This window comes from Mesorhizobium sp. M0816, assembly GCF_040320005.1.
In the GTDB taxonomy this organism is placed as follows: domain Bacteria; phylum Pseudomonadota; class Alphaproteobacteria; order Rhizobiales; family Rhizobiaceae; genus Mesorhizobium.
On record NZ_JAMYOT010000001.1, the window covers coordinates 176,134 to 190,821 of the forward strand.

At 62.5% G+C, this 14,688-nt stretch carries 15 protein-coding genes; 9 read left to right on the plus strand and 6 right to left on the minus strand.

The genetic code is table 11. From position 1 onward, the window contains the following. Positions 1-9 precede the first annotated feature (9 nt). Positions 10-621 (plus strand): HAD family hydrolase, encoded by a 612-nt coding sequence (locus tag NKI17_RS00830; protein ID WP_023674155.1) that lies wholly within the window; start codon positions 10-12, stop codon positions 619-621. A gap of 65 nt (positions 622-686) precedes the next feature. On the opposite strand, the gene NKI17_RS00835 is transcribed toward NKI17_RS00830, so the two are convergent. After that, positions 687-1,820 (minus strand): site-specific DNA-methyltransferase, encoded by a 1,134-nt coding sequence (locus NKI17_RS00835; RefSeq protein WP_023674154.1) that lies wholly within the window; start codon positions 1,818-1,820, stop codon positions 687-689. Positions 1,821-2,000: 180 nt separating this feature from the next. On the opposite strand from NKI17_RS00835, the gene NKI17_RS00840 reads away from it, so the two are divergent. Then, a complete protein-coding gene (locus NKI17_RS00840; RefSeq protein WP_023674153.1) occupies positions 2,001-2,690 on the plus strand; it encodes an HAD family hydrolase in 690 nt (229 codons plus the stop codon). Positions 2,691-2,728: 38 nt separating this feature from the next. On the opposite strand, the gene NKI17_RS00845 is transcribed toward NKI17_RS00840, so the two are convergent. Then, on the minus strand, positions 2,729-3,427 hold the full coding sequence (locus NKI17_RS00845; protein WP_352593389.1) for a hypothetical protein: 699 nt from the start codon (positions 3,425-3,427) through the stop codon (positions 2,729-2,731). 128 nt (positions 3,428-3,555) lie between these two features. Here NKI17_RS00845 and thrC point away from each other — a divergent pair, with 128 nt between their 5' ends. Genes thrC through NKI17_RS00865 form a run of 4 tightly spaced genes read left to right on the plus strand, consistent with a single transcriptional unit; the run spans position 3,556 to position 9,763 of the window. Next, positions 3,556-4,953, plus strand: coding sequence for a threonine synthase (gene thrC, locus NKI17_RS00850; protein WP_352905261.1), 1,398 nt, complete (start codon positions 3,556-3,558; stop codon positions 4,951-4,953). 14 nt (positions 4,954-4,967) lie between these two features. Then, entirely contained in the window at positions 4,968-6,260 is a 1,293-nt protein-coding gene (locus NKI17_RS00855; protein ID WP_352578600.1) for a M16 family metallopeptidase, read from the plus strand. 15 nt (positions 6,261-6,275) lie between these two features. Next, a complete protein-coding gene (locus NKI17_RS00860; RefSeq protein ID WP_352905263.1) occupies positions 6,276-6,872 on the plus strand; it encodes a GNAT family N-acetyltransferase in 597 nt (198 codons plus the stop codon). A gap of 2 nt (positions 6,873-6,874) precedes the next feature. Then, positions 6,875-9,763 carry an EAL domain-containing protein gene (locus tag NKI17_RS00865; RefSeq protein WP_023674148.1) on the plus strand — a complete coding sequence of 963 codons (2,889 nt, stop codon included), beginning with the start codon at positions 6,875-6,877 and terminating at the stop codon, positions 9,761-9,763. Between the two features lie 24 nt (positions 9,764-9,787). Here the strand turns inward: NKI17_RS00865 and NKI17_RS00870 are convergent, their stop codons facing one another. Continuing rightward, a complete protein-coding gene (locus tag NKI17_RS00870) occupies positions 9,788-10,396 on the minus strand; it encodes a YqgE/AlgH family protein (protein ID WP_031211061.1) in 609 nt (202 codons plus the stop codon). A 147-nt stretch (positions 10,397-10,543) separates the two neighbouring features. On the opposite strand from NKI17_RS00870, the gene NKI17_RS00875 reads away from it, so the two are divergent. The 3 genes from NKI17_RS00875 (at position 10,544) to NKI17_RS00885 (ending at position 12,560) form a co-directional block, all read left to right on the plus strand. Beyond that, entirely contained in the window at positions 10,544-11,350 is an 807-nt protein-coding gene (locus tag NKI17_RS00875; protein WP_352456894.1) for a protein-disulfide reductase DsbD domain-containing protein, read from the plus strand. 82 nt (positions 11,351-11,432) lie between these two features. Beyond that, positions 11,433-11,933: a peroxiredoxin gene (locus NKI17_RS00880; protein WP_023674145.1), complete on the plus strand. Its 501-nt coding sequence runs from the start codon at positions 11,433-11,435 to the stop codon at positions 11,931-11,933. A gap of 147 nt (positions 11,934-12,080) precedes the next feature. Then, positions 12,081-12,560: a DUF2938 domain-containing protein gene (locus tag NKI17_RS00885; protein WP_352905264.1), complete on the plus strand. Its 480-nt coding sequence runs from the start codon at positions 12,081-12,083 to the stop codon at positions 12,558-12,560. Positions 12,561-12,564: 4 nt separating this feature from the next. Here NKI17_RS00885 and NKI17_RS00890 read toward each other — a convergent pair whose 3' ends face one another. The 3 genes from NKI17_RS00890 to NKI17_RS00900 are packed head-to-tail and all read right to left on the minus strand — an operon-like array spanning position 12,565 to position 14,687. After that, positions 12,565-13,158, minus strand: a complete 594-nt coding sequence (locus NKI17_RS00890; protein ID WP_031211060.1) for a histidine phosphatase family protein — start codon at positions 13,156-13,158, stop codon at positions 12,565-12,567. Positions 13,159-13,200: 42 nt separating this feature from the next. Further along, the gene (gene rnhA / locus NKI17_RS00895) at positions 13,201-13,728 is read right to left on the minus strand and encodes a ribonuclease HI (protein ID WP_023674142.1); all 528 of its coding nucleotides are present in this window, start codon (positions 13,726-13,728) and stop codon (positions 13,201-13,203) included. Beyond that, the gene (locus NKI17_RS00900; protein ID WP_023674141.1) at positions 13,725-14,687 is read right to left on the minus strand and encodes a homoserine kinase; all 963 of its coding nucleotides are present in this window, start codon (positions 14,685-14,687) and stop codon (positions 13,725-13,727) included. The genes rnhA and NKI17_RS00900 overlap by 4 nt, the downstream gene beginning before the upstream one ends. Position 14,688: the final 1 nt, after the last annotated feature.

Genomic DNA, 14,688 nt, shown 5'->3' on the forward strand with positions numbered 1-14,688 from the left:
AAGAGAAGAATGACTGAAATCCGCCACATCGTTTTCGACATCGGCAAAGTGCTGATCCACTATGATCCGGACCTGCCCTTCAGTCGCTTGATCCCCGATCCCGACGAACGGAAATGGTTCTTCGACAATGTCTGCACGCATGATTGGAACATCGAGCAGGATCGCGGCCGCAGTTGGGAAGAGGCCGAAGCGCTGGCGATCGCGCAATATCCCGAGCACGCCGAAAATATCCGCAATTTCCGCCGGCACTGGCACGAGATGGTGCCTCACGCCTATGAGGACAGCGTCGCCATCATGATCGGCCTGATCGACAGCGGCCATGACGTGACGATGCTCACCAATTTCGCTGCGGATACGCTCGCCGAGGCCCGCGAGCGCTTCGATTTCCTCAATCGGCCGCGCGGCGTCACCGTCTCCGGCGACATCCGCCAGATCAAGCCGGATCGCGCCATCTATGACCACCACGTCGCCGCGTTCAGCCTCGAACCGTCAGCGACGCTGTTCATCGACGACAGCCAGAAGAACGTCGACGGCGCCAAGGCGGCGGGCTGGCAGTCGGTGCTGTTCACCGATGCAAAGACGCTCAGGGCGGACCTTGAGCGCCTTGGGATCAAAGTGTGATTTGAATCGGTTCCAGGAGTTGGTTGAGCCTTCGCATTAACCGATCTGTCGCAACTCGGAAGCCGTCAGGCGCCCGCCCGCTCCATGCCTAGCCGAGCAATGCGGCGAAGCTCGTCGATCGGGGTCAGGCCGCCGCTGCGCTCATAATGCCAGAAGGTCCATCCGTTGCAGGCGTCCAGCCCCTGCACCTCGGCGCCGATCTTGTGGATCGACCCGGCACTGTCGCCGATCGCCAGCGTGCCGTCGGCGCGCACTTTTGCCGCCCAGCGCTTCTTGGCGTCGTAAAGCGTGGCGCCTGGCGCCACCAGGCCATTGTCGAGAAGCGTGACGAAGGCGACGCGCGGCTCAGCGCGCTTGCCGGTCAGTACCGTCAAATTGGCGCCTTCCAGCGGCCGGACCGCATCGATACGTTCCATGGCGGCATCGATATAGGTTTGTTCGCGCTCGATGCCGACGAAGTGGCGGCCAAGCCGCTTGGCCACAGCCCCGGTGGTTCCTGAACCGAAGAACGGGTCGAGCACGATGTCGCCCGGCCTGGTCGATGCCGTCATGACGCGGGCAAGCAACGCTTCCGGCTTCTGCGTCGGATGCAATTTGTCACCATTGTCGTTCTTCAGGCGCTCGCCGCCGGTGCAGATCGGAAACAGCCAGTCCGAGCGCATCTGGACGTCGTCGTTCGATGCCTTCAGCGCCTCGTAGTTGAAAGTGTAGCCCTTGCCCTTCTGGTCGCGCGATGCCCAGATCATCGTCTCATGCGCGTTCTGGAAACGGCGGCCACGGAAATTGGGCATTGGATTGGTCTTGCGCCAGACGACGTCGTTGAGGATCCAGAAGCCCAGGTCCTGCATCTTTGCCCCGACCCTGAAAATATTGTGGTAGGAGCCGATAACCCAGATCGTGCCGTTGGGCTTCAACACACGGCGCGCCGCCAGCAGCCAGGCGCGGGTGAAGGCGTCGTAGGCCTCAAAACTGTCGAACTGGTCCCAATGGTCGTCGACGGCATCGACCTTGGATTGGTCGGGCCGGTGCAGATCGCCATCGAGCTGCAAATTATAGGGCGGATCGGCGAAGATCACGTCGATCGACTTTTCCGGCAGCCGTTCGAGCGCGGCGACGCAGTCGCCCTTCAGGATCGTATCCAGCCACTCGGATTGCTGGGGAGCATCGGAAAGCTCGTCGAGAAGACGCACGGCAGACATTGTGACACCCAAGGCACGCGTTACTGTTTACTGTCCGTTATGGTTACCGATCAGCGTAAATATTCAGTGAAGCAGCCCGCCGAATTTGCGAAGCCCGGCCTGTTGGTGTATGCCGCGCCGCCTGAGCCGTTTGGACCAAAGGGCCCTCGGCATTCCCCTCATCCCGCTTTCCGGATCACCATGCCCCAGCCAGACCTTGTCATCTTCGATTGCGACGGCGTGCTCGTCGATTCCGAAATCATCGCCGCGCGGATCGATGCCGAGCTGTTGACCTCGGCCGGCTACGAGATATCGGCCGAGGAGATTTCCGAGGTCTATGCCGGGTTGACTTTCAAGGACATCATGATGCGGGTCGAGGAAAAGTCCCGGATCCCGTTCCAGGCCTCGCTGATCGACAAGGAGGAACAGCTGGTCGATCGTCGGCTGCGCAGCGACGTGCGTGCCATCGACGGGGCGCACGAGGCTGTCGCCGCGGTAGCAGTGCCGCGCTGCGTCTGTTCGAATTCGCGTTCGGAGCGAATCGAATTCATGCTGGAGAAGGTGCAGCTTTTGCCGTTCTTTGCCGGCCGTATCTTTTCCTCGCTGGAAACCCCGACCGGGAAATCCAAGCCGGCGCCGGACGTGTTTCGGTTCGCCGCGGAAAAGCTCAAGGCCGATCCTGCGAACACCTTTGTCATCGAGGATTCGGTGCATGGCGTCACCGGCGCCAAGACGGCGGGAATGCGCGTCATCGGCTTCACCGGCGCGGCGCACAGCTATCCCGGCCACGCCGATGCGCTGACCGAGGCCGGCGCGGAAACGGTCATCCGCCGCTGGGCGGAACTGAAAAGCGTGATCGCCGCGCTGTCGGAATGGTCGGCGGACGCCTGAGAGGCCGCCTCCAACCGCCGTGGCGCGAATGCAGCGGCTCAGTTGGTCGCGGCGGCTTTCTTCTTCCTCGGCTTGTCTGTCGCTACTTTCGGAGCGCCCTCGTCATACCCGGCATATGCCTGGTAGTCCTTCGCCGTCGGCTCCGGAACGACGACGTTGGAATCGGTGAAGACGAACTGCGTGGCACTCGAAGGATCGGTAACCTGGACCTGATAGGAGTGAAGCTGCGAATAGAGAACTTCGGTGCCGTGCATCACCGCGATGCGGATCGGCATGGTGATGGAGCCGGGGGTGAACATCGGGCCAGGCACGACCTTGCCGGCGACGGCTATCTTCATCGACAAGGAGCCGTTGGCGCGGCTGCAGTCGCGGGTCACATCGGTGATCGAAGCCTGATAGATGATCTTGGCGGAATCGTCCGGCTGATCGGCGCCAGCCGCGTCCGCTGCCGGCTGGGCGGCTTCCTCGGCGGCAACATCGGTTTTTTTCTTCGGCTTCGGACCGCTCTTGGCGTAGGTATTGAAGAAGGCAGTGCCGTCACGCAACGTCACTTTCGGGCAATAGGCCTGCAGCTGGCTGGAAAGCACCTTGGGATCGGGTGGCGGTGGCGGTGTCGTATCCTTTTTGCCGAAGCCGAGAATTCCATTGTCGCTCGATTGGCAACCTGCGGCGGCAAGCATAAAGCCGGCGAGCGCCAGACCCGCGACAAAACGACCGTTGAATGAATGAAACGCCATGAACTGCACTTCCCTCTCGCAAAGCCGGTGACGTATATCAACCGCGCGGCAAAAATGCGACTGAGCCTGCGCAGAAATCCACCACCTCGCGGCGGGCGAAAATTCCCGGCAGCAATGGAAACGTGACGATGCAATATGTGAGTACCCGCGGGGAAGCGCCCGCGCTTGGATTTTCCGACGCGGTGCTGGCCGGACTGGCGCGCGACGGCGGGCTCTACCTGCCGAGCGCCTGGCCGCATTTTTCCGCAGCCGAGATCCGCGCCATGCGCGGCCTTGCCTATCCCGATCTTGCCATCCGTGTGCTGTCGCCGTTCCTCGGCGGCGAGATCGCGGCGCCGGTGTTCGAACGGCTGGTGCGCGAAGCCTATGCGACCTTCCGCCATGAGGCCGTCTGCCCGCTCGTGCAGACCGGGCCGAACAGCTTCGTGCTCGAGCTGTTCCACGGCCCGACGCTCGCGTTCAAGGACGTGGCGATGCAGCTTCTTGCGCGGCTGATGGACCATGTGCTGGCCGAGCGCGACCAGCGCGCCACCATTGTCGGTGCCACCTCCGGCGACACCGGAGGGGCCGCCATCGATGCCTTTGCCGGGCGCAACCGCACCGACATCTTCGTGCTTTTCCCGTACGGCCGCGTCTCGCCGGTACAGCAGCGGCAGATGACGACCTCGACCGCCGCAAACGTCCATGCGTTGGCGATCGAAGGCAATTTCGACGACTGCCAGGGCCTGGTAAAGGCCATGTTCAACGACCACGGTTTTCGCGACCGGGTATCGCTGTCCGGCGTCAACTCGATCAACTGGGCCCGCATCATGGCCCAGATCGTCTATTATTTCTCGTCCGGCCTGTCGCTCGGCGCGCCCGACAGGCCGGTTTCCTTCACCGTGCCGACCGGCAATTTCGGCGACATCTTCGCCGGCTATGCCGCCAAGAAGATGGGGCTGCCGATCGAACGGCTGATCATCGCCACCAACGACAACGATATTCTGGCGCGCACGCTGGCGACCGGCGAATACCGCATGAAGGGGGTCTTTTCGACCACGTCGCCCTCGATGGACATCCAGGTGTCTTCGAACTTCGAACGCTTGCTGTTCGAAGCGTCCGGCCGCGATGCCTCGACCGTGCGGCGTTACATGAACGGGCTCAAGCAGTCCGGTGCCTTCACCATCGAGGCCGGCGAAATCGCCAAGATCCGCTCCGAATTCGACGCCGGCCGCGCCACCATGGACGAGGTCGCCGCCACCATCCGCACCACACTTGCGGCGAGCGGCTATCTGCTCGACCCGCATACGGCCGCGGCCGTGCATGTGGCCGCCGGCAAGGCTGCGGGTGAGGTGCCGATGGTGGTGCTGGGCACTGCGCACCCGGCAAAGTTTCCCGCCGCCGTCGAAGCCGCCAGCGGCGTGTCGCCTGCCCTGCCTGCATGGCTAGGCGGGTTGATGAGCGCCGAGGAAAAATACACGGTACTTCCATCCGACCTGAAAATGGTGGAAGATTATCTCGGCCGCCACACGCGGGCGGCGCGTTAGGGAGTAATTGCCATATGGGTGTTGAGGTAAGCCGTCTGTCGAACGGCCTGACAGTCGCCACCGAAACCCTTCCAAGCCTCGAATCTGTTGCCCTTGGCGCCTGGGTCAAGTCGGGCGCACGCAACGAGCGTGACGAAGAGCACGGAATGGCGCACTTGCTCGAGCACATGGCTTTCAAGGGCACCAGGCGGCGAAGCGCCTTCGAGATTGCCTCGGAGATCGAGGACGTCGGCGGCGAGATCAATGCCGCCACCAGCGTCGAGACGACCTCCTATTATGCAAGGGTTCTGAGCGACGACGTGCCGCTGGCCGTCGATATCCTTTCCGACATCCTGCAGGAATCCGAATTCGATCCGCAGGAGTTGGAACGAGAGCAGCATGTGATTCTGCAGGAGATCGGCGCGGCGCACGATACGCCCGACGACGTCGTTTTCGATCACTTTACCGAGACCGCCTTCCGCCACCAGACTATCGGCCGCTCGATTCTTGGCACGCCGGAAACCGTCAAATCCTTCACTTCGAAGCAGCTGCACGACTTCATCGAACGGCAGTACGGCGCCGAGAACATGGTGATGGTGGCGGCCGGCGATATCAAGCACGACGATTTCGTGCGGGAGGTCGAAAACCGTCTCGGCGGCTTCCGCGGCAAGGCCGACGGCACCGTCCCGCAATATGCGCAATATGTCGGCGGCGATTTTCGCGAGGACCGCGACCTGATGGACGCCCAGATCGTGCTGGGTTTCGAGGGCCGCGCCTATCACGTCCGCGATTTCTATGCCTCCCAGGTCCTGTCGATGATCCTGGGTGGCGGCATGTCGTCGCGACTTTTCCAGGAAGTCCGCGAAAAACGCGGCCTGTGCTATTCGGTCTATGCCTTCCATTGGGGTTTTTCCGACACGGGCGTCTTCGGGGTCCATGCGGCGACCGGACAAAGCGATATTGCCGAGCTGGTGCCTGTGATCATCGACGAGCTGCAAAAGGCCGGTGAAAACATCCTGCAGGAGGAGCTTGACCGGGCGCGTGCCCAATACCGCGCCGGGCTGATCATGTCGGCCGAGAGCCCGGCCAGCCGCGCCTCCCAGATCGCCAGGCAGTTGCTTCTGTTCGGCAGGCCGATCGCCAAGGAAGAGCTGATGGAGCGGCTGGCGGCGTTGACTGTCGAGCGGCTGACGGATCTGTCGTCCCGGCTTTTTTCGACCAAGCCGACGCTTACAGCCGTCGGGCCGGTGGGTACGCTCGCGCCCTATGAGGCAATCCTCGATTCGCTTTCGGGCACGCAGACCACTGCCCGTAAGCTTGCCGTCTAAGCCTATTCGAGCGTCGTGTTCGCGCTCCCTTTCTTTCGCCGCGACCTGCCGGCACTGAAGGGCGAGCTTGTCACGCTGCGCGTACCGCTGACCAACGACTATCGCGAGTGGTCGGTGCTGCGCAGTGAAAGCCGCGCTTTTCTTGAGCCGTGGGAGCCGCGATGGACCCCTGACGAACTCGACCGCACGGCGTGGCGGCATCGTATCGGGCGCTACCGCGAGGACTACGCGCAGGGGACGGCGATCGCCTTCTTCATCTTCGAGAAAAGCAGCGGCAGGCTGGCCGGCGGTATCACCCTCGGCAATATCCGCCACGGGGTCGCCCAAAGCGGCCATATCGGCTACTGGATCGGCGAGCGCTTCAGCGGACGCGGCCTGATGACCGATGCCGTCAAGGTGGTGACGCGTTTCGCCTTCGAAACGCTGCGATTGCACCGGATCGAAGCTGCCTGTATTCCCGACAACGCCCGGTCGATCCGCGTGCTTGAAAAAGCCGGATTCCAGCGCGAAGGACTGCTACGATCCTATCTCAGGATCAACGGCATCTGGCAGGACCATTACCTATACGCCCGAATCGCGGACGATCCGCCGGGCGTTGGAACAAAGGACTGATTTTGACGAATTTTCTGCGCAAGGGGTCGCTGCTTGCCTTTATGCTGGCGGCAATCGTCACGCTCTGCGCGGCATCCTCGGCGTTTGCCGTAGAACCGATCAAGATCGCCCGCGACGACGTTGCGCTCGATCTTTCGGGGGCCGTCTCGATCTACCGGAACCAGGGCGAGAATTTTCAGGTGTCGACCGCGCCAGGCCCGGACGGCATCGTGCGGCGCATCGAGGTCGAGGCAAATGATGCGCGCTCGACCGGTGACTGGGCGGTGTTCGCGCTCGCTAATACCACCGACCAGCAGCTCGACAGGCTGATTGTCGCACCGCATTTCCGGCTGGTGAATTCCGGCCTGTTCTGGCCCGATCTCGGCTCGACCCGTATCGCTGCGATCACGCCCAGCGAAGGCTTTGCGCTCGACCGTCAGACCAGCCCCGACGCCGACGTGTTCCGGGTGACGTTGAACCCCGGCACGGTGATTACCTTCATCGCCGAGCTCGCCTCGCCCAAGCTGCCGCAGGTCTATCTGTGGGACCCTGAATCCTACAAGGATTCGGTCAATTCCTACACGCTGTTTCGTGGCATCGTCATCGGCATCGCCGGCCTGCTGGCGCTGTTCCTGACCATTCTTTTCGTCGTCAAGGGGACCTCGATGTTCCCGGCAACGGCGGCCCTAGCCTGGGCGGTGCTTGCCTATATCTGCGTCGATTTCGGCTTTCTCAACAAGATCATAGAGATATCACCGGGCAATGAGCAGATGTGGCGCGCCGGAACGGAGGTGGCGCTCGCGGCGACCTTCGTGGTGTTCCTGTTTGCCTATCTCAACCTCAACCGGTGGCACGGCCATTTCAGCTACGGCGCACTGGTCTGGATCCTCGGGCTGGTGCTGATCGCCGGTGTCGCCATCATCGATCCGGCGGTTGCCGCCGGAATTGCCAGGCTGTCCTTCGCCGCCACCGCGCTGACCGGGCTCGGCCTGATCATCTTCCTCGGTATCCGCGGTTACGACCGCGCCATCATGCTGGTGCCCAGTTGGGTGATGGTTCTGCTGTGGCTATGCGGATCGTGGATGGCAATCACCGGCATGCTGGACAACGATATCGCTCAGCCGGCGCTGGGCGGTGGGCTGATCCTCATCATCCTGCTGATCGGCTTCACCGTGATGCAGCACGCTTTTGCCGGCGGCGCGCTGCATCAGGGCCTGTTCTCCGACCTTGAGCGGCAGGCGCTGGCGGTTGCCGGATCGGGCGATACTGTGTGGGACTGGGACGTGCTGCGCGACCGCGTCGTCACTCGTCCCGACGTCAGCATTCAGCTCGGTCTTGCCCCCAACAGCCTCGGCGGCCCTGCCCGCAACTGGCTGCCGGTGCTGCATGCCGACGACCGCGACACGTTTCGCACGACGCTCGACGTGGTGCTCGAGCATCGGCGCGGCCGGGTGTCGCAAAACTTCCGCCTGCGCGGCGCCGACGGGCACTATCACTGGTTTTCGTTGCGCGCCCGGCCGGTGATCGGCTCGGACGGCGAGGTCATCCGCTGCGTCGGCACCATGGTCGACGTGACGGAGCAGAAGAAATCCGAGGAACGGCTGCTGCATGACGCCGTGCACGACAATCTGACCGGCCTGCCCAACCGCGAGCTGTTCATGAACCGGCTGGAGGCGATCATTTCGATTGCCCGCACCGAAGAGAAGGTGCGCCCGACCGTCTTCGTCATCGACATAGACCGGTTCAAGCAGGTCAATGACGGGCTCGGCATCTCGGCCGGCGATACCATCCTTTTGACTATCGCGCGGCGGCTGCACCGACTGCTCAAGCCGAAGGATTCGCTGTCGCGCTTTGCCGGCGACCAGTTCGCGCTGATGCTTTTGTCGGAGCAGGATCCGGCCCGCATCGCGGCCATTGCCGATGCCATCAAGCACGCCATCAACAACCCGATCACCTTCGCCAAGCGCGAGATCGTGCTGACGGCCTCGATCGGGCTAATCACCTGGACCGCCACGCAGACCTCGGCCGAGGACATGGTCAAGGATGCCGAGCTTGCCATGCATCAGGCCAAGCGCTTCGGCGGCGACCGGATCGAGCCGTTCCGTCCCGCCTTCCGCACCGTCGGCACCGACCGGCTGCAGTTCGAGTCCGATCTGCGCCGCGCCATCGAACGACGCGAATTCACGCTTGCCTACCAGCCGATCGTGCGGCTGGAGGACGGCAGCGTCGCAGGCTTCGAAGCGCTGCTGCGCTGGGACCATCCGCGGCGCGGCATGATCCCGCCGGCGGATTTCATTCCGGTTGCCGAAAACTGCGGCCTGATCGTGCAGCTTGGGCTGTTCGCCATGCAGCAGGCTGCCGAAGACCTGGCGGGATGGCAAAAGCAGATCGGCGATGCGCCGCTGTCAGTCTCGGTCAATCTGTCCAGCCGCCAGCTCATCCGCCGCGACCTGGTCAGCGACGTCCGCTCGGTGATCGCGCGAGCCAACCTGAAACCGCGCTGCTTCCGGCTCGAACTCACCGAATCGCTGGTGATGGACAATCCCGAGCAGACCGCCCATGTGCTGACCAAGTTGAAGCAGCTTGGCATCGGCCTGTCGCTGGATGATTTCGGCACCGGCTATTCATCGCTGGCCTATCTGACGCGCTTTCCGTTCGACACCATCAAGATCGACAAGAGCTTCGTCGACGACGCGACGCCGAAACGTGCGGTGCTGCTCAAATCCATGGTCAACATGGCGCATGAACTCGGCCTGTCGGTTGTCGCCGAAGGCATTTCGGACGAGAGCGATGCGCTGGAGTTGCGGCAGATGGGCTGCGAATACGTGCAGAGCTTCATGTTCGGAGCGCCGATGCCGGGCGACCAGGTGCTGAAGACGCTGAAGGAACAGTATCCGCTCACTCAAGCGTGACAAGTTTCGGGGACGTAATGAGGCTCAGGCGTGACCGGCAGCCAGGCTGAGATGCGCGAGATCGATGCCGATCGAGGCAAGGATCCGGTCGTATTTGCGGTCGATGTCGGCGTCGAACAGAAGCTCGGCACTTGCCGGGCAAGTCAGCCAGCCATTCTCGACGATCTCGTTTTCAAGCTGGCCAGCACCCCAGCCGGCATAGCCGAGCGCCATCAGAGCCCGCCGGGGTCCGCGGCCGGAGGAGATGGCGCGCAATATGTCGACGGTCGCGGTCAGACAGACATCATCGGACACGGCGAGCGAGGATTCCACCCGGTAGTCGCCCGAATGCAGAACGAAGCCGCGGCTGCGATCCACCGGTCCGCCATTGCGCACGACGAAGTCGCGCGCCGGCGGCGGCAGGCGAATTGCCTCCAGCTCGTTCATGATGCCGAGTTGCACGAGCAGGTCCGGAAACAGCATCTGCTGCGTCTGGTTGATGATCAGCCCCATCGCGCCTTCGTCGCTGTGCGCGCAAATGTAGATGACAGAGCGCGTGAAGCGGTCATCCTTCATGCCGGGCATGGCAATCAGGAACTGATCGTCGAGAAAGCCGGGTCCTGCGGCCGTCCTTTTATGGCGCAACAAATCCATGGCCACAGGGTAACGCGTTTCCGGGGCGTCGAAAAGATGGGCGGCGCCCGATTTGATCAGGCTCGTAAATCGAAGGTCACGCAAATATGATGCTGGCGGCGTCATGAAATCATTGTGCGGCCATCAACAGACGATCAAATCATCGCCATGCAAAGCTTGAAAATCCTGCTGCTTGGTGTGGCCATTGGATCGGCGACCGGCCTCCCCGCCTCAGCCTCCTCATCGGCCTGGTACAACAGCGAAGGCGGCAGGGTGCGGCTGGTAACAAGCGGCAAAGCCGACGAGGCCGGACGTCTCCAGGGCGTCCTCGACATTGCGCTGAAGCCGGGCTGGAAGACCTATTGGCGCGATCCGGGTGATGCGGGCGTGCCGCCACAGATCGACGTCTCGGCCAGCACCAACATTGCCGACGCGACGCTTTCGTTTCCGCCGCCGCAGCGCCACGATGACGGCTATGGCAAATGGGCCGGCTACGACCACCCGGTTTCGTTGCCGGTGACGTTCACGCTTGCCGCGCCCGGCCAGCCGGCCGTCATCGATGCGGACATCTTCCTCGGCATTTGCGAAACCATCTGCATCCCGGTGCAGACAAGGCTGACCGTCGATCCCGGCGCCGATCCCGACAACGCCGAGGATGCGGCACTGGTCAAGGCGGGCCTTGCAACCCTGCCCGCCACGGCAACGCCCGATTTCGGCATAAACGTACTGCCGGGCGACCACGAAACGCTGATTGTCGAAGCGAGCTTTCCGGGCAGCCCCGAGGGCGCCGACTTCTTCGTTGCCGGCGAACGCGACTACATGTTCGGTGCCCCGGCACGCAGCGAAAAGGATGGCAAGCTGATCTTTACGGTGCCGATCCTCGACAGGCCGTCGACAACGCCAACCGATGGCGGCCTGCACTACACACTGACAAGTGCCGCAGGCGCGGTCGAAGGCCTGTTGCCATTCCCGTGATGCCAACGTCTGGACGGTTGCCGGGCGCGCCTTAATTCGCTATCGCAAGGACACTCCCTTCCATTTCCAAGCGAGGACCATCATGACGATCTCCGTTGGCGACAAACTGCCCGATGCGACCTTCAAGACAATGACCGCCGACGGTGCAAGGCCGATCACGACGGGCGAGATATTCTCAGGAAAGAAGGTCGTGCTGTTTGGCGTTCCAGGCGCCTTCACGCCGACCTGCAGCAACAATCATCTGCCCGGCTACCTGGACAATTACGACGCCATCCTGGCGCGCGGCGTCGACACTATCGCCGTTGTCTCGGTCAACGATGTTCACGTCATGGGGGCTTGGGCCCGCTTCAGCGGCGGTGAAGGCAAAATCCTTTATCTTGCCGATGGCAATGGCGATTTCGCCAAATCGGTCGGCCTCGACGCCGACCTCTCCAGCGGCGGCATGGGGCTACGCTCGAAGCGTTTTTCGATGATCGTCGATGACGGCAAGGTCACCGCACTCAATGTCGAGACAAAGCCCGGCGTCGACGAATCCGGTGCGGCTCACATTCTCGGACAGCTTTCCGTCCTGGCGACAGCCTAGGCCAGGCACGGCAAAGGGCGCCTTCGAGCGCTCAACGTCCAAAGGACGCTGACTTTTGCATCGGCGCATGATCCTTCCGAAAGCCGACCCGGTTTTCGGGGCCATGTGTCGGCCCTTCGGGACTGCTTGCTTTTGGGGACCTCGATTATGTCTGACATCGTCTGGCGCAGCGTCGCGATCGGCATCGGCGCAACCGCGCTTATGGATGTCTGGGCGATTTTCCTGAGCAAGGCCTTTGCCCAACCGCGACCGAACTGGGGGCTGGTCGGCCGCTGGGTCTGGCATCTCAGGGAAGGCAAGGTCTTCCATGACGACATTGGCGAGGCCTCGCCCTACCCGCATGAATCAGTACTTGGCTGGGCCTTTCATTATGCTGTCGGTATCGTCTACGGCATCATACTGGTCGTGCTGGCCGGAACGGCCTGGCTCACCGCGCCGACCTTCCTGCCGGCCTTTATCATCAGCATGGTCACCGTCGGCGCCGGCTGGTTTCTGCTGGCGCCCGGCATGGGCGCCGGCTGGGCCGCTTCGAAGCGGCCCAATCCGATGCAGGTCCGCGCCCTCAATCTTGTGTCGCACACGGTGTTCGCAATCGGACTGTTCGGCACCGCCCTGCTGATCCGATAGGTAATTAACTGTCGCGGCGCTGCGTCGGCCTGTCGATCGGCTGCCATCCATGGATAACGCGACGCGCGCTGATATCGTATGCGAAGTAGTTCCCACCGCCCGCTGGCTGATCCGCCTCGCGGCTGATTTCCCGACCGCTCAAAGAGAGCAGCAGGAGCGTTCCGACACCTCCGTGACCTATGAAAGCAACGTCGACGGCGGCGTCGGTGCGTAGCACAGTGTCTACCTCGCTTAGAATACGACGCTGGGCTTCGATAGCTGGCTCCCATCCACGAATGCTGCTGTTTGGATTGGCGAAGAATTGGTCGGCGACCGCTTCGAACTCCGATGGCGGCAGGAAACCGGTTGCCGATCGGTCATTCTCATGCATCCGTTCCCTCACCTCGACTGCAAGGCGGAGATGCCTTCCGAGTATCTCGGCGGTTTCTATCGCCTTGCGTTCACCCGACGACACGATCCGCCGGATCGACCCAACCCACGGCTGATCGAGCATTGCAGATGTTCTCGCTCGCCCGATGTCGGACAGTCCCCACTCCGGCACTGGAACGTTGGCATCGACCTGAACCTGGGGATGCGTGATGTAGTATGCAATCGGCATGATAAGAGCTTTCCTGCCAGAGAGCGGACCCGCAGCCGGAATTCAATAGCTTTGCGTCGAGCGCCGCGCCTTTGTGGCGGCCGGCTGCTTTGACTGCGAACCTGGTTCTGGCGCCGCAGTCTTGACGAGGCCTTTCTTGAATGGCGCCATGCCGAGCCGCGCCAATTCGTCGGCGCGCTCGTTCTCGGGATGGCCGGCATGGCCCTTGACCCAATGCCAGGTGACCTGATGGCGGTTACGCGCCGCGTCGAGCTGCTGCCACAGCTCGGCATTCTTCACCGGCTGCCTGGCGGCCGTCTTCCAGCCGTTGCGCTTCCAGCCGTCGATCCAGCTGAAAATACCGTCCTTGACATAGTTGCTGTCGGTATAAAGATCGACGGCGCAGGGCTCCTTGAGCGCATTAAGCGCCGAGATGGCCGCCAACAGTTCCATACGGTTGTTGGTGGTGGCAGCCTCGCCGCCATGGAGCTCCTTAATTGCGCCGTTGAAGCGCAGGATTGCGCCCCAGCCGCCAGGCCCGGGATTGCCCGAACAGGCACCATCGGTGAAGATTTCAACGCGCTTGGTCATGTCAGTCCATATTCGGAAGGAGAGTTGATCGCCCGGTGGAAGCGCATCCGGCGGATATACTCGGTCGGGTCGCGTTTCATCACCAGCCCGCCGTCCGGGACCGTCAGCCAGTCGTAGAGCCGGGTCAGCATGAAGCGCAGCGCCGAGCCGCGCGCCAGCATCGGCAGCGCAGCTTTCTCGTCACTGCTCAACGGCCGCACGCTTTGGTAGCCGGCAAGCAGCGCCGTGCCCTTGGTCAGATTGAAGGAAAAATCCTTCTCGAAGCACCAGGCGTTCAGGCACGTGGCAACGTCATAGGCGTAGAGGTCGTTGCAGGCGAAATAGAAGTCGATCAGCCCGGACAGTTTCTCGCCGAGGAAGAACACATTGTCCGGGAAAAGATCGGCATGGATGATGCCTCGCGGCAGACCGTTCGGCCAGTTCCGCTCGAAATCGGCGAAATCGGCATCGACCTCGGCAGCCAGTCCCGGCTCGACCTCGTCGGCGCGGGCGCGGGCGGCATTCCACAGCTTGCGCCAGCCATCGATGGCAAGGGCGTTGGGGCGGGTCATCGGAAAATCCGCGCCGGCGAGATGCAGTGCCGCCAGCGCCTTGCCGACCTCGCCGCAATGCGCAGCCGTCGGCCGCCGCAGCGACAGGCCTTCGAGAAAGGTGATGATGACCGCCGGCCGGCCGGCAAGTGTTCCGATCACACCGCCATCATGTGCGGTGACCGGGAGCGGGCACGAAATGCCCTTTCTGGCGAGGTGGGCCATGAGGCCGAGAAAGAACGGCAGGTCAGCCTTGTCGACGCGCTTCTCGTAAAGCGTCAGGATGTAGGAGCCGCTGCTGGTGTGCAGCAGAAAATTCGAGTTTTCGGTACCTTCGGCGATGCCCTTGTAGGACAAGAGGTCGCCGACCGGATAGTTCCTGAGGAATGCGCCGAGCTCGCCCTCGTTGACGTCGGTGTAAACCGCCATC